The following is a 23,018-nucleotide window of genomic DNA, read 5'->3' as shown; positions in this document are numbered from 1 at the left end:
CTTAGCTGACGGCGTCTACCATGCCGTGCCGGACAGCCAACAACGCCAGTTCCACATCGCTGGAAATGGAGAGTTTGTCGAAGATACGGTAACGATAGGTGTTCACCGTTTTCGGCGACAGGCAGAGCTTGTCGGATATGCTCTGGACCTTCTGGCAGTTGGCGATCATCAGCGCAATCTGGATCTCGCGTTCCGACAGCAGATCGAAAGGCGATCCGCTGGCCTGGGGCTGGAAGGACTTGAGCGCCAGTTGCTGGGCGATCTGCGGACTGATGAAACGCTGGCCGGCGAAAACCTGGCGAATCGCCAGGACCATCTCTTCCAGGGCGGCGCCCTTGGTCAGGTAACCGGCCGCGCCAGCCTGTAGCAAGCGGGTGGGAAAGGGATCCTCTTCGCAGGCGGTCACGGCAACCACCTTGATATCGGCATGGCTGCGGAGCAACTTGCGGGTCGCCTCCAGGCCACCGATGCCGGGCATCTTGACGTCCATCAGGACCACATCAGGCTTCAGTTCCCGCGCCTTCTTCAGGGCTTCCTCGCCGCTATCGGCCTGCCCAACCACTTGCAGGCCATCGATATCGGCCAGCATGCGGGTAATGCCCGTCCTCACCAGATCGTGGTCATCGACCACCAGCACCCTAATCAAGCGACACCTCTCAGTGCATCGCGCGCTGCCATGGCAGCAAGCTCGTCCAAATGAAGCTCACATTAGCAAATGAGCGGAGAATGACCTAGTTCCAGATGCAGGACCGTCAAACGGGCAGCGCCAATTTTCTCGACCGAAAAGCGCCCCGAGCGGCCCAATCGAACACCCGATTGCAGTCGAATGCGAATAATTACAGCGAATTGTCCGACATTTCGACCGCGAATGATTAAGTAAGGACGGCAAGGAGCGCGAGGGTGCCCCTGTTAATCCAGGGACACCCTCACGTGTTTCAAGAAACCGCGTCCCATTCGCGGTCGACGTGATTCAGCGTGGCAAGGATATGTTGCGTGCCGGTCAATGCCGGCGCCATGGTCCAGCGCTGGTAGTTATCGTTCCCCATGCGCACCAGGCCGGTGTGGCTGGCCAGGTTGCGATCCACCTCAGGATCGATGTCATAGAAACCCAGGCTGAAGCGAATGGCGTCGATGTCTTCCGGCGCCCCTGTCAGGAATGCCCAGCCCGGGCCGATGTGATGCTCTTCGACATAGGCCTTGAGCACCTCCGGCGTATCCAGCAGCGGCTGCAGGGTAATGGAGTACATGAAGACGCTCCGCCCTACCCGCTCTCCCAGCAGTTCCTGGAGTTGACGCAGGTTGGCCGTCATGGTCGGGCATTTGCCCTCGCACTGGGTGTACATCATGTTGAAGGTCACGACCTTGCCGCGAATGAGGTCGTCATAGAACCTCACCCTGCGCCCCTCGTGGGTATAGAGCGTGACATTGGGAAACGGAATGGCGCCGCTCCCCTGCTCGGAAGTGGCTTCCGCCAGGCCGGCGCGCCCGCGCATCGCCGTCCAGCCGGCCAGCAGGGCGGCAGCGCCACCGATTCCAGCCAGCATGTTTCTTCGCGTGTTCATGACGATTCCTCCCACCTCGAAATTGCGTCGCCACGGGGCTCAGACGATGTCCCAGCGCAGCATCATGGCGTGGTCCTCGTGGATCAGGTTGTGGCAATGCATGGGGTACTTGCCCTTGTAGTCGCGGAAGCGCAGGAAGACCCGCAATGTGGTGAAAGGCTCGACCACATAGACGTCCTTGCGCCCTCGCTCATAGGCCGGAATCGGGACACTGACACCCTTGACGATCTTCTGCAGGATCCGCCCTTCTTCGAAGTGAATGTGGATGGGGTGGCTCCAACCATCGTCGACATTGGACAGTTCCCAGATCTCATAACCACCCTTGGGTATCTGCGCCCTGGCAACGTTCACATCGAAGAACTTGCCATTGATTGCCCACATGCCCTTGTCGCGCTCGAAGATCCAGCGCCGCACCGGTGCGGAGTTGATTTCCGCCTGTGTAATCACCGGCAACGGCCGCAGCGTGGCCGGCACCCGGCTCAGATCCTGGGACGGCGGGTAGCGATCGACGATGATCTTCAGCACCCGGTCGCCCGGGTCCTTGATGTCCTTGGGTCGGCGGGTCTCCACCTGACGCATCCGGTTGACCAGGTACAACTGGGCCCCGATCGCGTACTTCGAGAAATCGACCACTATGTCCGCGCGCTCGGCCACCCCCAGCGTCACGTTGGTCTGGTTGAGCAGCGGTGCCGGGAACAGATTTCCGTCGTTGGCGATGTGAGTGAACTTTTGCAGCACGTTGGTCGGTGAAACCAGCGCGAAGTTATAGAAGCGGCTCGGCCCGGTGTTCAGCAGGCGGAAGCGGTACTTGCGGGCAGCCACTCGCAACACCGGCTCGATTCGACCATTCACCGCCACCTTGTCACCCAGGACTCCCTCCGGGTTGACCTGGTCGTAGAACAGCCGTCCGTTCGCGTCGAAGCGCCGGTCGTTGAAGTTCAGCGGGTAGTCGTACGGATGGCTCGGCAGACGCAGTGCAGCGGGGTTGGGATCGGCCTCGTTCCCCGAGTCCAGTTCGTCGAACAGGCAGTAGAAACCTGCCAGGCCGAGGTAGAGGTTGGGGGATGTGAAGTCCAGGGTGTGGTCGTGATAGAAGAGCGTTCCTAGCGCTTCCGTGGGATCGCCGACCAGGTCCTGCCGCTCCTCGAAACCGGCCTTGACGTTGGAATACAGGTGATCCTTGAAGCGTCCGTTGGCCGACAGGGTCGGGCCGTGCTTGTTAGGGCTGTAGTAGTCGCCCGGAAAGCCATCGCTCTCTGACCCGCAGTGCAGGTTGTGCAAGTGGGTGGAGATTTCCGGCGTGCCAAAGCCCACGTGGTTCTGCGGCAGCTTGTTATGGATGCGGCAGATCATCGGACGCCCATAGCGCGCAAAAACGGTAGCGCTGGGCATGGTCTTGTCCGGATTGTTGTTGGCCTGGTAGCCCCAGATCCGCTGCGCCGGGTAGGAAGGGCTGTAGACCCAGTCATTCCGCTCGATCGCACTGATCTCGTAGTACAGCGCACCCGGCGCGAACTGCGCCCAGCGCTGATGGGGATATCTCCCCGCCTCGCCCCCGGCGACGTTGGCAACCTCGGTAGGCGCCGGACTCAGGGAAGAAACCGGGCTGATGGGATTCACCTGGGTGGGCAACTCATGGGCCCAGGGAACGGTCGACGGGCTGGGTGGGAACGCTGGGAGCTCGTCTTTCGCCCGAGCCCTGGTGCCCGCCATCAACAGCGGCGCCGCCATCGTCGCTGCCGTCAGTTTCAGAAATGTCCGTCTCCCCTCGCTGTCGGCCAATTCCTCAGGCCGACCTGTCGCGTGCTCGCAGTCAGGGCGTTTCATGACTCTCTCCAGTTGCTGGTCCTCGACACCGGCCGGGCGCCTAGAGGCGTCTCTGGGAGGAATTTCACCGGTGAAGAAATGGACTCATTGAGCAATCGCTCGTTTTGTTTAGCGCCGCAGAACGTCAACAACCTGACTAAAGTTCATGTGTTTCAAAATGTAAATGCCGACTGTCACGATATTGACGCGCCTGTCTGTAAAGACTGAACAGCCCGGTCAGAGCTGTTTAAAGAAGCGCGGGAGAGCAGGAAACAGTCGCGCGATAGACGAACGGCTCACTGAAGAACCATGGTCGCTCGCCCCCCGGGAGTCGCAGATAAAGACCTCAGGCGATGGCCGCCTGAAACGATCCGTTTCGACTTCGAAGTTGCGAGACCGGCCAGGCACGACTATCAAAAATGTTCCACTTCTACCTACACAAGGAGATCCACCGTGAGTGCACGCTTCTCGGTGAAAAGGGTCCCACGTACACATTCCAAAGGAGTCAGGAATGGAGAAGTTCTCGGGGGAACAGCACTGGACGCCTACTGGTACAGGATCATCGACAGGGCCACAGGCGATTTTGTCGGTGGCAAGCATGAAGACGAGGCAATGGCGATGGGGGAATGCGTTCGGCTGAACACCAGAACCTGACGCTTGTGAGCGCGGCCCCTGGTGGCCGCGCCATCGGCCTGTAGCGGTGGTCAGGCTGCGCCCAGGGTGTACCATCGGTGCGTTGCTCACTTTCCCACCGAGGCCCGCATGTCACTCGCGTCCCTCAACCTGCCGGACGATATCGCCCGCCACCTGGCCAGCCTGGCCAAGGCCACCGGCCGCAGTGCCGATGCCCTTGCCCAGGAAGCCCTGAGCGAATACATCCGCCGCGAGAGCTGGCAGATCGCCAAAATCCAGCGCGCCGTGGCCGAAGCCGACGAAGACGACTTCGCCACCGCCGAAGAGGTGCAAGCCACCCTGGAGAAGTGGACCGGCAATGCGCATTGAGTGGCTCTGCAAGCTGGACGTCACCGCCCCGATCAAGCTGCTGCAGCGTGGCTACACTCTGCTTACCGCAGGTTTCACGCATGCAAAAAAGCCCCCAAGGATGGGGGCTTTTTCTACTTTTGCCTGACAAGCAACCTGCACCACTCGATCTGCCGAACAGGTGCGTAAGTGCTTGTTTCATATGGCGGAAGCGCAGAGATTCGAACTCTGGGACAGTTACCCGTCGCCGGTTTTCAAGACCGGTGCCTTAAACCGCTCGGCCACGCTTCCAAATTCTTCCTACAGAGGTTTTCAAGACCGCTGCCTTAAACCACTCGGCCACACCTCCGCTTGCGCGGGGCGCCATACTACCGGAACGCAACACGCTGTCAAACTCTTGCAATTGGCGGCTTCAAAGCCTCTGTTAATATCCAGGACTGACCAAGGTCACGGAAACCATTTTCGGGAGTGTCGCGATGAACGAACAGAACTATGCCCTCAACCCTGCGCAGGCGGAGCAGCTGGAAGTCAGCCGCGTCCTTCGCAATACCTACGGGCTGCTGGCCCTGACACTGGCTTTCAGCGGCCTGGTCGCTTACGTCGCTCAGCAGATGCGCGTGCCCTACCCCAGCATCTTCGTCGTACTGATCGGCTTCTACGGACTGTTCTTCCTGACCGTGAAGCTGCGTGATTCCGCCTGGGGCCTGGTATCCACCTTCGCCCTGACCGGTTTCATGGGCTACACCCTGGGCCCGATCCTCAACATGTACCTCGGTTTGCCCAATGGCGGCGAGGTGGTGAGCTCGGCCTTCGCCATGACCGCCCTGGTCTTCTTCGGCCTGTCCGCATACGTGCTGACCACCCGTAAGGACATGAGCTTCCTCGGCGGCTTCATCACTGCGGGCTTCTTCGTCCTGATCGGCGCCATGCTGGCCAGCCTGTTCTTCAACATCAGTGGCCTGCAGCTGGCGATCAGCGCCGGCTTCGTGGTGTTCTCGTCGGTCTGCATCCTATTCCAGACCAGCGCCATCATCCATGGTGGCGAGCGCAACTACATCATGGCCACCATCAGCCTGTACGTATCCATCTACAACCTGTTCATCAGCCTGCTGCAACTGGTTGGCGTATTCAGCAGCGACGATTGATCGCCAACCGCTCCTCGGACTAGCCCGCTTCGGCGGGCTTTTTTCTGTCCGGACGGGCAAAAGAATGCGTCTGGCCGTATCATTCCAGCAGTTTTCCATTCGCCCGAGCGACCATGAAATTCGCCATTGCCCTGTTCGCCCCGCCCCACGCCCCCTCATCCCGCCGCGCCCTGCGCTTTGCCGCAGCGTGCCTGGCCGGAGGCCATGAAATCGTCCGTCTGTTCTTCTATCAGGACGGCGTACATAGCGCCTCCGCCAATGTCGTCCCCCCCCAGGACGAGCCGAATCTCTCCACCGAATGGACTGAGTTCGTGCGCAAGCACCAACTGGACGGCGTCGTCTGCATTGCCGCGGCATTGCGCCGTGGCGTGCTGAACCCGGAAGAGGCGCGACGCTACGAGCGCCCGGCCGCCAACCTGGCCGAAGGCTGGGAGCTTTCCGGCCTGGGCCAGTTGCACGAAGCGGCGCAGATGGCCGATCGACTGGTCAGCTTTGGAGGCAATTGAGATGAAGTCCATGCTGATCATCAGCCGTCAGGGTCCCTGGAGCGGTCCGGGCGCCCGTGAGGCGCTGGATATCGCCCTTGCCGGTGGTGCCTTCGATCTGCCCCTTGGTTTGCTGTTCCTGGATGACGGCGTGTTCCAGCTCGTCACCGACCAGCAGCCCGCGACTCTCGAGCAGAAGGACCTGACCGCCAACCTCCAGGCCCTGCCGCTGTTTGGCGTGGAATCACTCTACGCCTCCGCTCGTAGCCTGCAGGAGCGCGGACTTGAAGGCGCCCCCCTGAAACTCGCGGTGGAAGTTCTCGACGACAGCGCCCTGACTGCCCTTATCGACCGTTACGACCAGGTGCTCACTCTCTGATGGCCACGCTGCATATCCTTTCCCACTCCCCATTCGCCGACAGCCGTCTCGGCAGTTGCCTTCGACTGCTGGGCCCCAATGATGGCCTGCTGCTCAGCGGCGAAGCAGTCTACGCCCTGCAACCGGGCAGCGCGGCCCGTCAGGCGCTGGAACTAATGCCCGAATCCATTGCCTTGCACGCGCTTGCCGAAGACCTCGAGGCCCGCGCGCTGACCGACCTGCCCTCGCGCCTGAACGCAGCGGATTACCCGGCGTTCGTCGAGCTGTGCTGCCGCTACGACAAGGTGAACAGCTGGCTATGAATGAACTTCTGATCGACGGCCGCAGCATCCCGCTGGACAAGGACGGCTACCTTCACGAACTGGCAGACTGGAGCCCGGCAGTCGCCACCGCGCTGGCCGAGCGCGAAGAGCTGGAGCTGCAGCCGGAGCACTGGGAAATCCTTGAGCTACTGCGCGGCTTCTATGCCGAATTCCAGCTCTCCCCGGCCAACCGCCCGCTGGTCAAATACGTGGCGCAGAAGCTTGGTCCCGACAAGGGCAACAGCCTGCACCTGAACCGCCTGTTCAAGGGCGCACCGGCCAAGCTTGCTGCCAAGCTCGCCGGACTGCCAAAGCCGACCAATTGCCTATGAATCTCGTCACCCCACCTGAACACCCCTTCGCCCAGTTCGTTCGGATACTCGGCAAAGGCAAGCGCGGCGCCCGCAACATGACCCGCGAGGAAGCGCGCGAAGCCATGGGCATGCTGCTCGACGGCGAAGTGGAGGACACCCAGCTTGGTGCCTTCCTCATGTTGCTGCGCCACAAGGAGGAAAACGCCGAGGAGCTGGCCGGGTTCACCGAAGCATTCCGGCAACGCAATCAGGCCCCTGCGATCGCAGTCGACCTAGACTGGCCAAGCTACGCCGGCAAGAAACGCCACCTGCCCTGGTACCTGCTGGCCGCCAAGGCCCTGGCCGACAGCGGCATACGCATCCTGCTGCACGGTGGCGGCGCTCATACCGCCGGACGCCTCTACAGCGAGCAATTGCTGGAACTGCTGGATATTCCCCTGTGCCAGAACTGGGAACAGGTGGCCACTGCTCTGGACGAGCGCCAACTAGCCTTCATTCCCCTCGGCGCCTGGGCGCCGCAACTGCAGCGGATGATCGACCTGCGCAACACCCTCGGCCTGCGCTCCCCCATCCACTCCCTGGCGCGCATACTCAATCCGCTCGGTGCCCGCTGTGGCCTGCAGAGCATCTTCCATCCCGGTTATCAGGCGGAACACCGCGAAGCCAGCAGGCTCCTGGGTGACCACGCCATCGTCATCAAGGGCGAAGGCGGCGAGATCGAAACCAACCCGGACGCCATCTGCCATCTCTACGGCACGACCAATGGGCAAGCCTGGGATGAAGAGTGGCCTGCACTTTCCCCGTTGCGCCATGTGAAGCCGGAAAGGCTTGATGCCACCCAACTCGTCCGCGTCTGGCGCGATGAAAGCGAGGATGAATATGGCCGGCTGGCGATTCGAGCCACCCTGGCCCTGGCCTTGCGCGGACTCGGCGCGGAACGTGAACAGGCCTTTTCGGAAGCGGATCGCATCTGGGACGCCCGCAAGTCATCGAGTTGATCGATATTCAGGGTCACTTATTTGCGCTTTTCCATCGAACATCTATCGATAGACTCTAGTCCGAACTCAGTTTCGGAGACCGCACATGGGCCTGTTGATCGATGGAAAATGGCAAGACAAGTGGTACGACACCGCCAAGGATGGCCGCTTCCAGCGTGAAAGCGCACGGCGGCGCAACTGGATCACCGCCGATGGTTCTCCTGGCCATTCGGGCATTGGCGGTTTCCCCGCTGAAGCCGGCCGCTATCACCTATATGTATCCCTGGCGTGCCCCTGGGCACACCGCACCCTGATTTTCCGCAAGCTGAAAGGCCTGGAATCGCTGATCGACGTCTCAGTGGTGAGCTGGCTGATGCTGGAGCAGGGATGGACTTTCGACCCGCAATTCGGCTCCACCGGCGACAAGCTGGATGGACTGGCCTACCTGCACCAGCGCTATACGCGGGACACTGCCGACTACAGCGGCCGGGTTACCGTGCCCCTGCTGTGGGACAAGCAGACTGGGCGCATTGTCAGCAACGAATCATCCGAGATCATCCGGATGTTCAACAGCGCCTTCGATCACCTCACCGGCAACCGTCTCGACTTCTACCCGGATTCACTGCGAGCGGAAATCGATGCGCTCAACGAGCGCATTTACCCGGCGATCAACAATGGCGTGTATCGCGCCGGCTTCGCCACCACCCAGGAGGCCTATGAGGAAGCCTTCCACGCCCTCTTCGACGAACTGGACCAGTTGGACGCCCTGCTGGAAACCCGTCGCTACCTGACCGGCGAACGGATTACCGAAGCGGACTGGCGCCTCTTCACCACACTTATCCGCTTCGATGCGGTGTACCACGGACACTTCAAGTGCAACCTGCGGCGCCTGGAGGACTACCCCAATCTTTCAGGCTGGCTGCGTGAGTTGTACCAGTGGCCGGGCGTGGCGGAGACGGTGAACTTCACCCACATCAAGCACCACTATTACGCCAGCCATCGCACCATCAATCCCACCGGTGTGGTGCCGCTGGGGCCCGTGCAGGACTTCAATCGCCCCCATGGCCGCGAGCACCTGAAGGCCCTGCCGGTCGCGGAGAAGGATCAGGCTCCGGCCTGATCGCCTTCGAACCAGGCCAGCTTGTCGCGTAGGGTCACGACTTCGCCCACGATCACCAGGGTGGGGGCGTGGACTTCGTGCTCCGCCACCAGTTGCGGCAGGTTGGCCAGGGTACCGGTGAACACCCGCTGGTGACAGGTGGTGCCCTGTTGCACCAGCGCGGCCGGCGTGTCCGCGGCGCGGCCGTGCCTGATCAGCTGCTCGCAGATCACCGGCAGACCGACCAGCCCCATGTAGAACACCAGTGTCTGCCCCGGCGCAACGAGATCGCCCCAGGGCAGATCACAGCTTCCGTCCTTCAGGTGCCCCGTGACGAAGCGCACCGATTGCGCATAGTCGCGGTGGGTCAGCGGAATACCGGCATAGGTAGAGCAGCCCGAAGCGGCGGTGATGCCGGGCACGACCTGGAAGGGAATGCCATTGGCCGCCAGCTCTTCGATTTCCTCGCCGCCACGGCCGAATATGAAGGGATCCCCGCCTTTCAGGCGCAGCACGCGCTTGCCCTGCCTGGCCTGTTCGATCAACAGACGGTTGATCTCATCCTGCGGCACGGCATGATTGGCCCGGCGCTTGCCCACGTAGATGCGCTCGGCGTCACGGCGGCAAAGTTCGATGATCGGCGCAGCCACAAGGCGGTCGTAGAGCACGACATCGGCCTGCTGCATCAGGCGCAGGGCACGGAAGGTCAGCAGATCGGGATCACCCGGCCCAGCGCCCACCAGATAGACCTCGCCCAGCGCCTTGGGGGCGCCGCCAGCTACCCGCTCTGCCAGAAGGCGCTCGGCTTCGGCACCCTGCCCGGCCAACATGCGCTCGGCCACCGGGCCCTGGAACACCTCCTCCCAGAACACCCGGCGCTGCTGCACATCCGGGAACAGAGTTTTCACCTGATCGCGGAATTTCTTCGCCAGGCCGGCCAACTGGCCATAGGCTGCGGGAATCCAGGTCTCGATCTTGGCGCGAATCAACCGGGCCAACACCGGAGCATCGCCGGCGCTGGAGACAGCGACGATCAGAGGCGAACGGTCGACGATGGCAGGGAAGATCACGCTGCACAGCTTCGGCGCATCCACGACATTGACCGGAATGCCACGCGCCTGGCACTGGGCCGAAATCCCGGCGTTCAATTGCTGGTCGTCACTGGCGGCAATGACCAGCAAGCAACCATCCAGATCCGCCTCCTGGTAGCCCCGCAGAAGAGACTCACCCCCGCCCTGCTCCACCATTTCCAGCAACTGCGTATCGATCTCTGGCGCAACCACGCGAAGCCGTGCCCCGGCGTCCGCGAGCAAACGTGCCTTGCGCAGGGCCACTTCGCCCCCACCAACAACGAGCACCTGACGCCCTTGAAGATTGTGGAACAGCGGGAGGAAATCCATAGCAGCGCCTTCTAGCAATGACAGGTGGTGGAGCTTGAATGGTCACCGCCCGCGTGCAGCCTGGCTACGACGCGGGCGGTAGGGCGTTGCGCAACCCCTGCCCAGGCAGGGGGAAGGCAATCAGCCGATAACTTCGATGCCGCCCATGTAGGGCTTGAGCACATCAGGCACGCGGATGCTGCCGTCTGCCTGCTGGTAGTTCTCCAGCACCGCAACCAGGGTACGGCCGACAGCCAGGCCGGAGCCGTTCAGGGTGTGCACCAGTTCCGGCTTGCCGGTTTCCGGGTTGCGAAAGCGCGCCTGCATGCGACGGGCCTGGAAGTCACCGCAGTTGGAGCAGGAAGAGATTTCGCGGTACTTGTCCTGGCTCGGCACCCAGACTTCCAGATCGTAGGTCTTGGTGGCGCTGAAGCCCATGTCGCCGGTGCAGAGCGCGAGCACGCGGTACGGCAGTTCGAGCAGCTGCAGTACGCGCTCGGCGTTGGCGGTCATGCCTTCCAGGGCCTCGAAGGACTTGGACGGCTCGACGATCTGGACCATCTCGACCTTGTCGAACTGGTGCTGGCGAATCATGCCGCGGGTATCGCGACCGGAAGCACCCGCCTCGCTACGGAAGCACGGCGTATGGGCTACGAACTTGATCGGCAGTTGCTTGGCATCGAGGATCTCGCCCGCAACGATGTTGGTCAGAGAGACCTCGGCGGTCGGGATCAGGTAGAAGTCGGCCTCGTTCTCGCGGGAGATCTTGAACAGGTCTTCCTCGAACTTCGGCAGCTGGCCGGTGCCCTGCAGCGCCGGGGCCTGGACCAGGTAAGGCGTGTAGGCCTCTTCATAGCCGTGGTCGGTGACGTGCAGGTTGATCATGAACTGCGCCAAGGCGCGGTGCAGACGGGCGATGGGACCACGCAGCAAGGCGAAACGGGCGCCGGATAGCTTGGCGGCGGTTTCGAAATCCAGCCAGCCGTGCTGCTCGCCCAGGGCGACGTGGTCCTTGATCTCGAAGTCGAAGCTGCGCGGAGTGCCCCAGCGACGCACTTCGACATTGGCCTCTTCGTCTGCGCCTACCGGTACGGACTCATGGGGCAGGTTCGGAATGTTCAGCAGCAGGTTGTCCAGCTCGGTCTGGATGCTTTCCAGCTCGCGCTTGCCCTCTTCCAGCTCGCTGCCCATGCGATCGACATCAGCCAGCAGCGGCGCGATGTCTTCGCCACGCTGCTTGGCCTGGCCGATGGACTTGGAACGGGCGTTGCGCTCGGCCTGCAGCTGTTCGGTGCGGGTCTGCACGGACTTGCGCTGGTTCTCCAGCGCCTCCAGGCGCGCTACGTCCAGTTCAAAGCCACGGGTGGCAAGGCGTTCCGCGATTTCCCGGGGCTGGGTGCGGACCAGTTTGGCATCGAGCATGTCAGGTTCTCGTCTCTCAGATTTTCGTCAGTATCAGGCCTGCCCAGGTGGCGAACAGACCGCCCAGCACGCTCAGCAACCCATAGCCCAGGGCCAGTGGCAGCTGGCCGCTTTCCAGCAGGCGCAGCGTGTCGAGGGAAAAGGATGAAAAAGTCGTCAAGCCACCCAGAAATCCCACCATGAGGCCCGAGCGGATTTCCACCGGCACCTCGGGACGCAGCAGGAACAAGCCATACAAATAGCCGATCAGCAGGCAGCCGACGATGTTGACCGCAAGGGTACCGGCGTAGAAGTAGCGTGGCCAGTAGGCAGCGACCAGATTGCCAGTAGCGAATCGAAGCAGCGTACCCGCCACGCCACCTGCGGAGACTGCGAGGACGAGCCCGATCACGGCTTTCTCCGCTGCCAGGGACTGCTGCGGTCCAGGTTCTTCAGGTGCTGCAGCTTGTCGCGGATCTTCAATTCCAGGCCGCGCGGCACCGGTTGGTAGTACTGTCGTGGCTCGAGCTGGTCGGGGAAGTAGTCTTCCCCCGCCGCATAGGCATCCGGCTCGTCGTGGGCATAACGATATTCCTCGCCATAGCCCAGCTGCTTCATCAGCTTGGTTGGCGCGTTACGCAGGTGCAGCGGCACTTCCAGCGAACCGTTCTCGGCGGCGTCGCGCATGGCAGCCTTGAAGGCCATGTAGACGGCGTTGCTCTTCGGCGCACAGGCCAGGTAGGTGATGGCCTGGGCGACGGCCAGTTCGCCTTCGGGGCTGCCAAGGCGCTCCTGGACATCCCAGGCGGACAGGCAAAGGCTCAGGGCGCGGGGGTCGGCATTGCCGATGTCCTCGCTGGCCATGCGCACGACACGACGCGCGATGTACAGCGGATCGCAACCGCCGTCGAGCATGCGCGCGTACCAGTAGAGCGCGGCATCCGGGTCGGAGCCGCGCACCGACTTGTGCAGGGCGGAAATCTGGTCGTAGAACGCCTCACCGCCCTTGTCGAAGCGGCGACGGCTATCGCCCAGCAGGTTCTGCAGCAATTCGGCGCCGATCTCGCCGCCGTCTTCGGCGAGGTCCGCCGCGTTCTCCAGCAGGTTGAGCAGACGCCGGCCATCGCCGTCGGCAGCGGCCATGAGAATGGCGAAGCTTTCGTCCGGCAGGCTCAGCCGGCGCTTGCCCAACCCCTTGTCCTCATTCAGGGCGCGCGCCACCAGCTTGCGCAGGGCAGCCTCGTCCAGGCTTTTCAGCACGTAGACGCGAGCGCGGGACAACAGCGCGTTGTTGAGCTCGAAGGAGGGGTTCTCGGTGGTGGCACCGATGAAAATCAGAGTGCCGTCTTCCACGTAGGGCAGGAAGGCGTCCTGCTGGGACTTGTTGAAGCGGTGCACCTCGTCCACGAAGAGGATGGTGCGGCGGCCGTACTGGGCAGCCTGCTGCTTGGCCATGTCCACCGACTGGCGGATTTCCTTCACCCCGGAAAGCACGGCCGAGATGGTTTCGAAATGAGCGTCGGTGACCTGTGCCAGCAGCTTGGCCAGGGTGGTCTTGCCCACCCCCGGCGGTCCCCAGAAGATCATCGAGTGCAGCGCGCCCTGCTCCAGGGCCTCGCGCAGAGGCTTGCCCGGCGCCAGCAGGTGCTCCTGGCCGACGTACTCGTCCAGGCTGGTGGCGCGCAGGCGCGCCGCCAGCGGCTGGGCGATGGGTTCGGAGCGAAAAAGGTCCATGGGCGTTACAGCTTATTCCTGGATGACGTCGGCGCCTTCCGGAACCTGGAAGTTGAACTGCGCGGCGTCGATCGCCTGGTTCATCTTGATCCCGAGGAAGAGGATGTTGGTGCGCTGGCCAACGCTGTCGATCAGCTGCATGTCGTTGATCACGCCATTGCGGAACGACAGTCGCAGGGTATCGAACAGGGTGTCCTTGGCCTTGGGCTTGAGGATGAAGTCCACCACATCGCCGCCCTCCTTGTGGGTGATCTCGAAATTCTCGCTGATCTTCGAGACGTCACCGGACAGCAACAGAGCAGGGGTGTGGGTCAGGCGCTGGTCCAGGGCCTGGATGGTCACCTGTTGCAGGTCCGGGTCGTAGAGCCAGACCTTTTCGCCATTGGATACCAGCAGCTGCTCCATGGGCGCATCGGTATGCCAGCGGAACAGGCCCGGGCGCTTGAGCGACAAATCGCCGGAGGTTTCCTGCAGCTGAGTACCGGAGCCATCCAGCGTCAGCTGGGAGAAGCGCCCCGTGATGGTCTGGGCCTTGTTCAGCATTTCGGTCAGGCGGCTGATGGCCACCTTGTCATCAGCCTGGACGTTCAGGGCCGCCAGGCCTAGCACGGCCACCATGAGCATGCGGATCAGTCGCATGGAAATCCTCGTCAAAAATCCGTTTCGGATCAGTCTCGCACCGGTGCCGGCGCAATCACCTCGCGCGACCCGTTGCCGTTCATGGGGCTCACCACCCCAGCCATTTCCATCGCCTCGATCATGCGCGCGGCGCGGTTGTAGCCAATCTTCAGCTTGCGCTGTACCGCGGAAATCGAAGCACGGCGGCTTTCGGTGACGAAGCGTACGGCCTCGTCGTACAGCGGATCGTCTTCACTGCCTTCGCTACCACCTTCACCACCGTCGAAGCCGCCGGAAGAACCGCCGCTGCCCTCTTCCACGCCGGAAAGGATGTCTTCGATGTAGTCCGGTGCGCCACGCAGCTTCCAGGCCTCCACCACACGATGCACTTCATCGTCGGAAACGAAGGCGCCATGCACGCGGATCGGCAGCCCGGTGCCCGGCGGCAGGTAGAGCATGTCACCGTGACCGAGCAGCTGTTCCGCACCGCCCTGGTCGAGGATGGTGCGCGAGTCGATCTTGCTGGACACCTGGAACGCCATGCGGGTGGGGATGTTGGCCTTGATCAGGCCGGTGATCACATCCACCGAGGGGCGCTGGGTCGCGAGAATCAGGTGGATACCGGCGGCACGCGCCTTCTGGGCGATACGGGCGATCAGCTCTTCGACCTTCTTGCCGACGATCATCATCATGTCGGCGAACTCGTCGACGATGACCACGATGGTCGGCAGGGTCTTCAGCAGCGGAGCCTCGTCTTCCATACTCTCGCGGCGATAGAGCGGGTCGGTCAGCGGCGTACCGGCTTCCTCGGCGTCCTTCACCTTGCGGTTGAAGCCCGCGAGGTTACGCACGCCCATGGCGGCCATCAGCTTGTAGCGCCGCTCCATCTCGGCGACGCTCCAGCGCAGGGCGTTGGCCGCCTCCTTCATGTCGGTGACCACCGGGCACAGCAGGTGCGGAATGCCTTCGTAGATGGAGAGTTCCAGCATCTTCGGGTCGATCATGATCATCCGCGCCTGCTCCGGCGTGGACTTGAACAGGATCGACAGGATCATCGCGTTCACCCCCACCGACTTACCGGAACCGGTGGTACCGGCCACCAGCAGGTGGGGCATCTTCGCCAGGTCGGTGATGATCGGCTTGCCGCCGATGTCATGGCCAAGGGCCAGGGTGACCGGCGACTTGGCTTCGTCGTATTCGGACGATTCCAGCACTTCAGAGAAGCGCACGATCTGGCGGTCTTCGTTGGGAATCTCGATGCCGACGGTGGTCTTGCCGGGAATCACTTCCACGACACGGACACTGATTACCGCCAGGGAACGCGCCAGGTCCTTCGCCAGGTTGGAAATGCGGCTTACCTTCACGCCGGCGGCCGGCTGAATCTCGAAACGGGTGATCACCGGGCCCGGATGGACCGACTCCACAATCACCTCGACGCCGAATTCCTTCAGCTTGATTTCCAGGAGGCGCGACATCGCTTCCAGGGATTCCGGCGAGAAGCTCTTCTGCTTCTTTTCCGCGGCATCGAGGATGGAAATCGGCGGCAGAGTGCCTTCGATCGCCGTATCGACGAACAACGGCGCCTGCTTTTCCTTTTGTACGCGCTTGCTCGGCTCGGCCGGCTTGGGCGGCGGCGGCGGCGCGATGACCGGCGCCGGGCGCTTCTCACGCTCGGTCATGTGCTTGGTCAGAGCTTCTTCGCGCTCGATGAGGCGCTCCTTGACCTTGGCCTGCTCGCGACGATCAGGCACCACTGGCGCTGCCACCTCGTTCACGCGCACATCCACTTCACGCAACTTGGCCACCAGTTGCTTGCGCTCCACGCGCGCGCTCCACCAGCGATTGACGGCGCTCTGGATGAGCTCGAAGAGATCGAGGGTGATCTTCCCGGTGAGGTCCATGACCTTGAACCAGGACAGGTCGGTGAACACGGTCAGACCGAACAGGAACAGGGCAAAGAACAGCAGTGTGCTGCCTTGCACGTTGAGGGCATTGACCGACAGATGGCTGAGGCTTTCGCCAAGGGCGCCGCCAGCGGAAGCCGGCAGGCCGGCGTGGTCCTGGAAGTGGATATCGGCCAGTGCGGCGCCGGACAGCACCAAGAAGATCAGGCCGATCAGGCGCCAGGAGAACAGCCAGCCGCTCCAGTCGATGGGTTCGTGGCGGTGGCGGAAGACCTGCAGCGTCTTGATCGCCAGCAGCAGCGGGAAGACATAGGCGAAGTAGCCCAATGCCATGAACAGGATATCGGCGAACCAGGCGCCGAGTCGGCCAGCCGCATTCTGCACCTGCTCGACGTTACTGGTGTGGGTCCAGCCCGGATCAGAGGAATCGTAGGTAAGCAGCGCCATCCACAGGTAGAGGCAGACTGCGCCCAGCGCGATCAACGCACCTTCCTTGAGGCGATAATGCAATTGCTGGCGCCAGACAGGAATCTGGGCTCTGGTCGTGGAATTCTTCAAAACGCGTCTTTTCCTGCGCCCGTGGCGCGCTCAAGAGTCGGTCGAGGGTGAAAGTCCGCCTAGCGATCTGCCATCACGGGCTCCAACCCAATCGGAACGTGGCCCATTGTACGGATTTGCCTGCGCGACGCCATGTGGGAAGTGATTGTCGCTCCGGCGTTTTGGCGACGTCTCGCGCTTCGGTGTAGCATAGCCGCCAACGATTTGCGCAATGCTCAATTTGAGCATGCATTCTCTTTCGTGACAAAGACTTATGGAGCCTTTTTATGAGCGAAGTCAAGCATTCCCGATTGATCGTCCTGGGCTCCGGCCCGGCGGGTTACACCGCGGCCGTATATGCTGCTCGCGCCAACCTCAAGCCAATGGTCATCACCGGCATCCAGCCTGGCGGCCAGTTGACCACCACCACTGAAGTAGACAACTGGCCCGGCGACGTCGAAGGCCTGACCGGCCCGGCCCTGATGGAGCGCATGCAGAAGCACGCCGAGCGCTTCGACACCGAGATTATCTACGACCACATCCACACCGCCGAGTTGCAGCAGCGCCCGTTCATCCTCAAGGGTGACAGCGGCACCTACAGCTGCGACGCCCTGATCCTCGCCACTGGCGCCTCCGCCCAGTACCTCGGCCTGCCGTCCGAGGAAGCCTTCGCCGGCAAGGGCGTCTCCGCCTGCGCCACTTGCGACGGCTTCTTCTATCGCAACCAGGTGGTCTGCGTGGTCGGCGGTGGCAACACCGCGGTGGAGGAGGCGCTGTACCTGGCCAACATCGCCAAGGAAGTGCACCTGATCCACCGCCGCGACAAGCTGCGCTCCGAGAAGATCCTCCAGGACAAGCTGTTCGAGAAAGCTGCAAACGGCAACGTCCGCCTGCACTGGAACCACACCCTGGATGAAGTCCTGGGCGACAACACCGGAGTTACCGGCGTGCGCCTGAAGAGCACTGTCGACGGCAGCACCAAGGAGCTGTCTCTGGCCGGCGTCTTCATCGCCATCGGCCACAAGCCGAATACCGACCTGTTCAAGGGCCAGCTGGAAATGCGTGACGGCTACCTGATCGTCCAGGGCGGCCTGGAAGGCAACGCTACCGCCACCAGCATTCCGGGCGTGTTCGCTGCCGGCGACGTGGCGGACCACGTATACCGTCAGGCGATCACCTCTGCCGGCTCGGGCTGCATGGCCGCACTGGACGCCGAAAAGTTCCTCGACAACAACTGACAGGCACGGCGGGCCCTCGGGCCCGCCCTCCCCTCCTCCATGCTCACCTGGCTGCAACGCGACTCCCTCGATTTCCCGCCACTCGGGCGCGCCATGCGCGAACCCAACGGCCTGCTCGCGGCCGGCGGCGACCTGTCGCCCGAGCGACTTGTCCGCGCCTATCGCCACGGCTGCTTCCCCTGGTACCAGGAAGGCCAGCCCATCCTCTGGTGGTCTCCGGATCCACGTACCGTGCTGCCACCGCAGGAGATCCACATATCCCGCAGCCTTTCCAAGCTGATGCGTCAGCAGCGCTTCCGGGTGACCTTCGACCAGGCATTCCCTGCGGTCATCGAAGGCTGTGCCGGGCCGCGCAGTTACGCCGATGGCACCTGGATCACCCCAGCCATGCAGGCTGCCTATATCGAGCTGCACAAGCGGGGCGTGGCGCATTCGGTGGAAGTCTGGCAAGACGACCAGCTCGTCGGCGGCCTGTATGGGCTCGCCATGGGCAAGCTGTTCTTCGGCGAGTCCATGTTCAGCAGGGTCGACAACGCTTCCAAGGTCGGCTTTGCCACCCTGGTACAGCACCTGCACAAGTGGGGATTCGTGCTCATCGATTGCCAGATGCCCACCCAGCACCTGCAGAGCTTCGGCGCCCGCCCCATCAGCCGCGAGAAGTTCTCCCGCTACCTGCAGCTCTACCTCGACCAGCCGAATGTCGCTGACTGGATCGCCTAGGCGAGCCCCGCAGCCTGACATACACTTGCTGAAGGGTTCTCCCGGGGGTTGATCATGACCGAGCTGGCTCGCCTCAAGTTTTACGCCACTCAACCGCATCCATGCAGCTACTTGCCCGAGGAGCAGGCCACCACACTGTTCCTCGACCCCAGCCAGCCCATGGACGTGGACGTCTATGCCGAACTCTCGGAAATGGGCTTCCGACGCAGCGGCGACCACCTCTACCGCCCCCATTGCCAGCGCTGCAATGCCTGCGTACCAGCGCGCATACCGGCCGACCAGTTCATCCCCAACCGACAGCAAAAGCGCATCCTCAAGCGCAACACGGATCTGACCGTGACAGCTGTACGCCCGGCATTCACCGAGGAGTACTACGCGCTCTATGTCCGTTATATCGAGCAGCGCCACGCCGACGGCGACATGTATCCGCCCAGCCGTGACCAGTTCTCCACCTTCCTGGTACGCGACCTGCCGTTTTCCCGCTTCTATGAATTCCGCCTCAACGGCGTCTTGAAGGCGGTAGCGGTCACGGACGTCCTGCCCAATGGGCTGTCAGCGGTCTACACCTTCTACGACCCCGACGACGAACGCCGCAGCCTTGGCCGATACGCCATCCTCTGGCAGATCGGTGAAACCGCCCGCCTCGGCCTGCAGGCCGTCTATCTCGGCTACTGGATCAAGAACTGCAGGAAGATGAACTACAAGACCCAATACCGGCCTATCGAACTGTTCGTCAATCAGCGCTGGGTGACGCTTAGCTGAAGCCCTTGGCGAGAGGTGCTGTTTTCGGGCACAATGCACGCCGTTTTTGCCCGCCGCTCTCTGCGGCAGGGCCCATCATTGAATACCGAGGGCTTTACTGCATGTCGAAAGAAGACAGCTTCGAAATGGAAGGCACTGTCATCGACACCCTGCCCAACACCATGTTCCGTGTGGAGTTGGAAAATGGGCACGTCGTCACCGCGCACATTTCCGGCAAGATGCGCAAGAATTACATTCGCATCCTCACCGGCGACAAGGTTCGCGTCGAGCTGACGCCGTACGATCTGAGCAAGGGCCGTATCACCTACCGCGCCCGCTGATCGAACGATCATAAAAAAGCCCGGCATCCGCCGGGCTTTTTTGTGGATGGCCGTCAGGCCATCTCTGCAGTGGTTTCGAACTCGAAGCTGAGCTCCTCGTCCTTGACGTCGACGTGCACCACCCCACCGTGCTCGGCCAGTTCGCCAAACAGGATCTCTTCCGCCAGCGGACGCTTGATCTTGTCCTGGATCAGGCGAGCCATGGGGCGCGCGCCCATCTGCGCATCGTAGCCACGCTCAGCCAGCCAACCGCGCGCCTCGTCACTGACAACCAACTGCACGCGCTTGTCTTCCAGCTGCGCCTGCAGCTCCGTGAGGAACTTGTCCACGACGCTCTTGATGACTTCATGGCTCAGGCGACCGAACTGGATGATGGTATCCAGGCGGTTGCGGAATTCCGGCGTGAAGCTCTTGCGAATGACTTCCATGGCGTCCGAGGAGTGATCCTGCAGGGTGAAGCCGATGGAAGCCCGCGCAGCGGTTTCCGCGCCGGCATTGGTGGTCATGATCAGGATCACGTTGCGGAAATCCGCCTTGCGACCATTGTTGTCGGTCAGAGTGCCGTGGTCCATCACCTGCAGCAGCAGGTTGAAGACTTCCGGGTGAGCCTTTTCGATCTCATCCAGCAGCAGCACGCAGTGCGGCATCTTGGTGATGGCTTCGGTCAGCAGGCCGCCCTGGTCGAAGCCGACATACCCGGGAGGCGCACCGATCAGACGCGAAACGGTGTGGCGCTCCATGTACTCGGACATGTCGAAGCGAAGCAACTCGATGCCCATCGCCTTCGCCAGCTGGCGCGCCACCTCGGTCTTACCCACACCGGTAGGACCGGCGAACAGGAAGGAACCTACCGGTTTATCCGGAGACTTGAGGCCCGCACGGGAAAGCTTGATGGCAGTCGACAGGGAATCGATGGCTGCGTCCTGACCGAACACCGTCAGTTTCAGGTCTCGCTCCAGGTTGCGCAGCAGTTCCTTGTCGGAGCTGGTGACGTGCTTCGGAGGAATCCGCGCGATCTTGGCCACAATGTCTTCGACCTGCGCCACTTCGATACGCTTGGCCCGTTTCTCTTCCGGCTGCAGCCGCTGGTAGGCGCCGGCTTCATCGATCACATCGATCGCCTTGTCTGGCATGTGTCGGTCGTTGATGTAGCGTGCAGCCAGTTCAGCCGCGGCACGCAACGCTTCATCGCTGTACTCGATGTGGTGATGCTGCTCGAAGCGCGCCTTGAGCCCCTTGAGGATGCCCACAGTGTCCTCGACCGAAGGCTCGGTCACATCGACTTTCTGGAAGCGCCGCGCCAGGGCCCGGTCCTTCTCGAAGATGCCGCGGAACTCCTGGAAGGTCGTCGAGCCGATGCAGCGGATCTCCCCGGAAGAAAGCAGCGGCTTGAGGAGGTTCGACGCATCCATAACCCCGCCCGATGCAGCGCCGGCACCGATGATGGTGTGGATCTCGTCGATGAAGAGAATGGCGTGCGGGCGTTTGCGCAGCTCATTGAGCAGCGCCTTGAAGCGCTTCTCGAAGTCGCCGCGATACTTGGTACCCGCCAGCAGCGCGCCAAGGTCCAGGGAATAGACCACGCTGTCGGCCAACAAGTCAGGCACCTGGTTGTCGACGATGCGCTTGGCCAGGCCTTCAGCGATTGCGGTCTTGCCGACGCCGGCCTCGCCGACCAGTAGCGGATTGTTCTTGCGACGACGCGCCAGGATCTGGGCAACACGCTCCACTTCGTTCTCGCGACCGACCAAGGGATCGATCCGCCCCATGCGCGCCAGCTCGTTGAGGTTGCTGGCGTAGGCATCCAGCGGATGGCCGGAAGCGGAGGCTTCGCCCCCCTCCTCGTCCTGCATCTCCTGGTCGTGCTCGTGCTGCTCGCCATGCCCCGGAACCTTGGAGATACCGTGGGCGATGTAGTTGACGACGTCGATACGGGCCACGCTCTGCTGCTTCAGCAGGAATACGGCCTGACTCTCCTGCTCGCTGAAGATGGCGACCAATACGTTGGCGCCTGTGACTTCACGCTTGCCGGAACTCTGCACGTGGAATACCGCGCGCTGTAGAACGCGCTGGAAACCGAGCGTGGGCTGGGTTTCGCGGTCTTCGTCGTGCTGCGGAATCAGCGGGGTGGTGGAGTCGATGAACTCCTGCAGGTCGTGCCGCAGCTTGTCCATGTTCGCGCCACATGCACGCAATACGGTGGCAGCGGCTTCGTTATCCAGCAGGGCGAGCAGCAAATGCTCGACCGTCATGAATTCGTGGCGCTTGGCCCGCGCCTCCTTGAAGGCAAGATTGAGGGTGACTTCGAGCTCGCGGTTCAACATGGCTTCACCTCATACCCAAGCGGCGGCGTTAACCGTCCTTCTCGATTTCACAGAGCAGCGGATGCTGGCTCTCTCTCGCATATTGATTGACCTGCATGGCCTTGGTTTCGGCGATGTCGCGAGTGAACACACCACAAACCGCCCGCCCCTCCGTATGCACAGTCAGCATGATCTTGGTGGCGAGCTCCCGGTTCATACCGAAGAACATCTCGAGCACCTCGACCACAAAATCCATAGGGGTGTAGTCATCGTTAAACATCACCACCTTATACATAGGTGGCGCCTGCAGGGCCGGTTTCGCTTCCTGCACCGCCAGGCCCGTGGAGTCGTCCTCATGATGCTGCGGACTGTCCTGATTGAATGTTAGTCGAATCTGGCTGCTTGCATGCATGCTGGAAATAAAGGTCATGGATGAATGAAAACGGCTACTGGAAAGACTTTGAGCCGTTTCTCAGGCGATGCCGGGAACGCCTTGACTAACGGCAAAACGGTGTTACAACCAGTGGATACCCGTCTTCGGGTATCAGGGGTTCCATGCGCGCGGCCATGGCGGCCTTCGAGGCATGGAGTCGTAGTGGATGATACTCCAGTGATGGAGTCCTTTGCAGAGGGATATCAGCATGCTTAGCGGTAAGGTCAAGTGGTTCAACAACGCCAAAGGCTATGGATTCATCCTTGCCGAAGGCCGAGATGAGGACCTGTTCGCCCACTATTCGGCCATCCAGATGGAGGGCTACAAGACGCTAAAGGCTGGACAGCCGGTAAGCTTCGATATCATCCAGGGCCCGAAAGGGCTGCACGCCGTGAATATTCGTCCGGTCACGGCCACTACCGAAGCACCTGCCTCGATCAGCCAATCCCAGGGCAGCACGGTAGAAGTTTGAGCCCCGCAATATTTGGGCATAAAAAAGGTTCATCGCGCTTTCCCGGGGAAGGCGGCCTTGATTTTCAGGAAAAAGTAGGCCGAGTCCCGAAAGCCATAGGCCATGCGTTTGATCACCTTGATGCGGTTGTTCACCCCCTCCAGGACA

25 protein-coding genes and 1 tRNA gene are annotated in these 23,018 nt (G+C 62.0%); 13 read left to right on the top strand and 13 right to left on the bottom strand.

Features of this window, described 5'->3' with window-relative positions; all coding sequences use genetic code 11:
- Position 1 precedes the first annotated feature (1 nt).
- The 3 genes from gacA to ACFW0B_RS08080 form a co-directional block, all read right to left on the bottom strand.
- Positions 2-646, bottom strand: a complete 645-nt coding sequence (gene gacA, locus ACFW0B_RS08090) for a response regulator transcription factor GacA (RefSeq protein WP_449147419.1) — start codon at positions 644-646, stop codon at positions 2-4.
- Positions 647-935: 289 nt separating this feature from the next.
- Positions 936-1,562 (bottom strand): SCO family protein, encoded by a 627-nt coding sequence (locus ACFW0B_RS08085; protein WP_449147418.1) that lies wholly within the window; start codon positions 1,560-1,562, stop codon positions 936-938.
- 39 nt (positions 1,563-1,601) lie between these two features.
- Positions 1,602-3,389, bottom strand: coding sequence for a multicopper oxidase family protein (locus ACFW0B_RS08080; protein ID WP_449147417.1), 1,788 nt, complete (start codon positions 3,387-3,389; stop codon positions 1,602-1,604).
- A 741-nt stretch (positions 3,390-4,130) separates the two neighbouring features.
- Here ACFW0B_RS08080 and ACFW0B_RS08075 point away from each other — a divergent pair.
- Positions 4,131-4,370 carry a CopG family ribbon-helix-helix protein gene (locus tag ACFW0B_RS08075; protein ID WP_449147416.1) on the top strand — a complete coding sequence of 80 codons (240 nt, stop codon included), beginning with the start codon at positions 4,131-4,133 and terminating at the stop codon, positions 4,368-4,370.
- A gap of 182 nt (positions 4,371-4,552) precedes the next feature.
- Here the strand turns inward: ACFW0B_RS08075 and ACFW0B_RS08070 are convergent.
- Positions 4,553-4,640 (bottom strand) — tRNA-Ser (locus ACFW0B_RS08070).
- A gap of 185 nt (positions 4,641-4,825) precedes the next feature.
- Between ACFW0B_RS08070 and ACFW0B_RS08065 the strand changes: the two genes are divergently transcribed.
- The 7 genes from ACFW0B_RS08065 (at position 4,826) to ACFW0B_RS08035 (ending at position 9,071) form a co-directional block, all read left to right on the top strand.
- Positions 4,826-5,494 carry a Bax inhibitor-1/YccA family protein gene (locus tag ACFW0B_RS08065; protein WP_449147415.1) on the top strand — a complete coding sequence of 223 codons (669 nt, stop codon included), beginning with the start codon at positions 4,826-4,828 and terminating at the stop codon, positions 5,492-5,494.
- 113 nt (positions 5,495-5,607) lie between these two features.
- On the top strand, positions 5,608-6,000 hold the full coding sequence (gene tusD, locus ACFW0B_RS08060) for a sulfurtransferase complex subunit TusD (protein ID WP_449147414.1): 393 nt from the start codon (positions 5,608-5,610) through the stop codon (positions 5,998-6,000).
- A 1-nt stretch (position 6,001) separates the two neighbouring features.
- On the top strand, positions 6,002-6,358 hold the full coding sequence (gene tusC / locus ACFW0B_RS08055) for a sulfurtransferase complex subunit TusC (protein ID WP_449147413.1): 357 nt from the start codon (positions 6,002-6,004) through the stop codon (positions 6,356-6,358).
- Complete coding sequence (gene tusB / locus ACFW0B_RS08050; RefSeq protein WP_449147412.1) at positions 6,358-6,660, top strand: sulfurtransferase complex subunit TusB; 303 nt, start codon at positions 6,358-6,360, stop codon at positions 6,658-6,660. Before tusC ends, tusB begins: the two co-directional genes overlap by 1 nt.
- Positions 6,657-6,992: a TusE/DsrC/DsvC family sulfur relay protein gene (locus ACFW0B_RS08045; RefSeq protein ID WP_449147411.1), complete on the top strand. Its 336-nt coding sequence runs from the start codon at positions 6,657-6,659 to the stop codon at positions 6,990-6,992. Before tusB ends, ACFW0B_RS08045 begins: the two co-directional genes overlap by 4 nt.
- Positions 6,989-7,972, top strand: a complete 984-nt coding sequence (locus tag ACFW0B_RS08040; protein ID WP_449147410.1) for a glycosyl transferase family protein — start codon at positions 6,989-6,991, stop codon at positions 7,970-7,972. The genes ACFW0B_RS08045 and ACFW0B_RS08040 overlap by 4 nt, the downstream gene beginning before the upstream one ends.
- A gap of 85 nt (positions 7,973-8,057) precedes the next feature.
- Entirely contained in the window at positions 8,058-9,071 is a 1,014-nt protein-coding gene (locus ACFW0B_RS08035; protein ID WP_449147409.1) for a glutathione S-transferase family protein, read from the top strand.
- Here the strand turns inward: ACFW0B_RS08035 and cysG are convergent.
- From cysG to ftsK, 6 genes are all read right to left on the bottom strand, one after another.
- A complete protein-coding gene (gene cysG, locus ACFW0B_RS08030; RefSeq protein WP_449147408.1) occupies positions 9,056-10,450 on the bottom strand; it encodes a siroheme synthase CysG in 1,395 nt (464 codons plus the stop codon). The genes ACFW0B_RS08035 and cysG overlap by 16 nt on opposite strands.
- 120 nt (positions 10,451-10,570) lie before the next feature.
- Positions 10,571-11,851 carry a serine--tRNA ligase gene (serS, locus tag ACFW0B_RS08025; RefSeq protein ID WP_449147407.1) on the bottom strand — a complete coding sequence of 427 codons (1,281 nt, stop codon included), beginning with the start codon at positions 11,849-11,851 and terminating at the stop codon, positions 10,571-10,573.
- A 16-nt stretch (positions 11,852-11,867) separates the two neighbouring features.
- Positions 11,868-12,242 carry a fluoride efflux transporter CrcB gene (crcB, locus tag ACFW0B_RS08020; RefSeq protein ID WP_449147406.1) on the bottom strand — a complete coding sequence of 125 codons (375 nt, stop codon included), beginning with the start codon at positions 12,240-12,242 and terminating at the stop codon, positions 11,868-11,870.
- Complete coding sequence (locus ACFW0B_RS08015; RefSeq protein WP_449147405.1) at positions 12,239-13,564, bottom strand: replication-associated recombination protein A; 1,326 nt, start codon at positions 13,562-13,564, stop codon at positions 12,239-12,241. The genes crcB and ACFW0B_RS08015 overlap by 4 nt, the downstream gene beginning before the upstream one ends.
- A 12-nt stretch (positions 13,565-13,576) precedes the next feature.
- On the bottom strand, positions 13,577-14,203 hold the full coding sequence (gene lolA / locus ACFW0B_RS08010; RefSeq protein ID WP_449147404.1) for an outer membrane lipoprotein chaperone LolA: 627 nt from the start codon (positions 14,201-14,203) through the stop codon (positions 13,577-13,579).
- Between the two features lie 29 nt (positions 14,204-14,232).
- Positions 14,233-16,644 carry a DNA translocase FtsK gene (ftsK, locus tag ACFW0B_RS08005; protein WP_449147403.1) on the bottom strand — a complete coding sequence of 804 codons (2,412 nt, stop codon included), beginning with the start codon at positions 16,642-16,644 and terminating at the stop codon, positions 14,233-14,235.
- Between the two features lie 266 nt (positions 16,645-16,910).
- Here ftsK and trxB point away from each other — a divergent pair, with 266 nt between their 5' ends.
- From trxB to infA, 4 genes are all read left to right on the top strand, one after another.
- Complete coding sequence (gene trxB, locus ACFW0B_RS08000) at positions 16,911-17,861, top strand: thioredoxin-disulfide reductase (protein ID WP_449147402.1); 951 nt, start codon at positions 16,911-16,913, stop codon at positions 17,859-17,861.
- A gap of 39 nt (positions 17,862-17,900) precedes the next feature.
- Positions 17,901-18,581, top strand: a complete 681-nt coding sequence (gene aat, locus ACFW0B_RS07995; RefSeq protein WP_449147401.1) for a leucyl/phenylalanyl-tRNA--protein transferase — start codon at positions 17,901-17,903, stop codon at positions 18,579-18,581.
- Positions 18,582-18,635: 54 nt separating this feature from the next.
- Positions 18,636-19,343 (top strand): arginyltransferase, encoded by a 708-nt coding sequence (locus tag ACFW0B_RS07990; RefSeq protein ID WP_449147400.1) that lies wholly within the window; start codon positions 18,636-18,638, stop codon positions 19,341-19,343.
- 101 nt (positions 19,344-19,444) lie between these two features.
- A complete protein-coding gene (gene infA, locus ACFW0B_RS07985; RefSeq protein ID WP_016492441.1) occupies positions 19,445-19,663 on the top strand; it encodes a translation initiation factor IF-1 in 219 nt (72 codons plus the stop codon).
- 53 nt (positions 19,664-19,716) lie between these two features.
- Here the strand turns inward: infA and clpA are convergent, their stop codons facing one another.
- On the bottom strand, positions 19,717-21,987 hold the full coding sequence (gene clpA / locus ACFW0B_RS07980) for an ATP-dependent Clp protease ATP-binding subunit ClpA (RefSeq protein WP_449147399.1): 2,271 nt from the start codon (positions 21,985-21,987) through the stop codon (positions 19,717-19,719).
- Positions 21,988-22,015: 28 nt separating this feature from the next.
- Positions 22,016-22,378, bottom strand: a complete 363-nt coding sequence (gene clpS, locus ACFW0B_RS07975; RefSeq protein ID WP_449147554.1) for an ATP-dependent Clp protease adapter ClpS — start codon at positions 22,376-22,378, stop codon at positions 22,016-22,018.
- Positions 22,379-22,607: 229 nt separating this feature from the next.
- On the opposite strand from clpS, the gene cspD reads away from it, so the two are divergent.
- Positions 22,608-22,871, top strand: a complete 264-nt coding sequence (cspD, locus tag ACFW0B_RS07970) for a cold shock domain-containing protein CspD (protein ID WP_449147398.1) — start codon at positions 22,608-22,610, stop codon at positions 22,869-22,871.
- A 29-nt stretch (positions 22,872-22,900) separates the two neighbouring features.
- Here cspD and ACFW0B_RS07965 read toward each other — a convergent pair.
- The coding region (locus tag ACFW0B_RS07965) for a transposase (RefSeq protein WP_211168518.1) at positions 22,901-23,018 on the bottom strand (118 nt) is incomplete at its 5' end.

Source organism: Metapseudomonas phytobenefica (genome assembly GCF_043392685.1).
In the GTDB taxonomy this organism is placed as follows: domain Bacteria; phylum Pseudomonadota; class Gammaproteobacteria; order Pseudomonadales; family Pseudomonadaceae; genus Metapseudomonas.
This window is presented reverse-complemented; position numbering and strand designations above follow the sequence as displayed.

Excerpts from the sequence above, each read along its gene's own strand:
- ACFW0B_RS08085 (WP_449147418.1), bottom strand. The coding sequence starts at position 1,562 with ATGAACACGCGAAGAAACATGCTGGCTGGAATCGGTGGCGCTGCCGCC.
- ACFW0B_RS08080 (WP_449147417.1), bottom strand. The coding sequence starts at position 3,389 with ATGAAACGCCCTGACTGCGAGCACGCGACAGGTCGGCCTGAGGAATTG.
- ACFW0B_RS08075 (WP_449147416.1), top strand. The coding sequence starts at position 4,131 with ATGTCACTCGCGTCCCTCAACCTGCCGGACGATATCGCCCGCCACCTG.
- ACFW0B_RS08065 (WP_449147415.1), top strand. The coding sequence starts at position 4,826 with ATGAACGAACAGAACTATGCCCTCAACCCTGCGCAGGCGGAGCAGCTG.
- tusD (WP_449147414.1), top strand. The coding sequence starts at position 5,608 with ATGAAATTCGCCATTGCCCTGTTCGCCCCGCCCCACGCCCCCTCATCC.
- tusC (WP_449147413.1), top strand. The coding sequence starts at position 6,002 with ATGAAGTCCATGCTGATCATCAGCCGTCAGGGTCCCTGGAGCGGTCCG.
- tusB (WP_449147412.1), top strand. The coding sequence starts at position 6,358 with ATGGCCACGCTGCATATCCTTTCCCACTCCCCATTCGCCGACAGCCGT.
- ACFW0B_RS08045 (WP_449147411.1), top strand. The coding sequence starts at position 6,657 with ATGAATGAACTTCTGATCGACGGCCGCAGCATCCCGCTGGACAAGGAC.
- ACFW0B_RS08040 (WP_449147410.1), top strand. The coding sequence starts at position 6,989 with ATGAATCTCGTCACCCCACCTGAACACCCCTTCGCCCAGTTCGTTCGG.
- ACFW0B_RS08035 (WP_449147409.1), top strand. The coding sequence starts at position 8,058 with ATGGGCCTGTTGATCGATGGAAAATGGCAAGACAAGTGGTACGACACC.
- cysG (WP_449147408.1), bottom strand. The coding sequence starts at position 10,450 with ATGGATTTCCTCCCGCTGTTCCACAATCTTCAAGGGCGTCAGGTGCTC.
- serS (WP_449147407.1), bottom strand. The coding sequence starts at position 11,851 with ATGCTCGATGCCAAACTGGTCCGCACCCAGCCCCGGGAAATCGCGGAA.
- ACFW0B_RS08015 (WP_449147405.1), bottom strand. The coding sequence starts at position 13,564 with ATGGACCTTTTTCGCTCCGAACCCATCGCCCAGCCGCTGGCGGCGCGC.
- lolA (WP_449147404.1), bottom strand. The coding sequence starts at position 14,203 with ATGCGACTGATCCGCATGCTCATGGTGGCCGTGCTAGGCCTGGCGGCC.
- trxB (WP_449147402.1), top strand. The coding sequence starts at position 16,911 with ATGAGCGAAGTCAAGCATTCCCGATTGATCGTCCTGGGCTCCGGCCCG.
- aat (WP_449147401.1), top strand. The coding sequence starts at position 17,901 with ATGCTCACCTGGCTGCAACGCGACTCCCTCGATTTCCCGCCACTCGGG.
- ACFW0B_RS07990 (WP_449147400.1), top strand. The coding sequence starts at position 18,636 with ATGACCGAGCTGGCTCGCCTCAAGTTTTACGCCACTCAACCGCATCCA.
- infA (WP_016492441.1), top strand. The coding sequence starts at position 19,445 with ATGTCGAAAGAAGACAGCTTCGAAATGGAAGGCACTGTCATCGACACC.
- clpA (WP_449147399.1), bottom strand. The coding sequence starts at position 21,987 with ATGTTGAACCGCGAGCTCGAAGTCACCCTCAATCTTGCCTTCAAGGAG.
- clpS (WP_449147554.1), bottom strand. The coding sequence starts at position 22,378 with ATGCATGCAAGCAGCCAGATTCGACTAACATTCAATCAGGACAGTCCG.
- cspD (WP_449147398.1), top strand. The coding sequence starts at position 22,608 with ATGCTTAGCGGTAAGGTCAAGTGGTTCAACAACGCCAAAGGCTATGGA.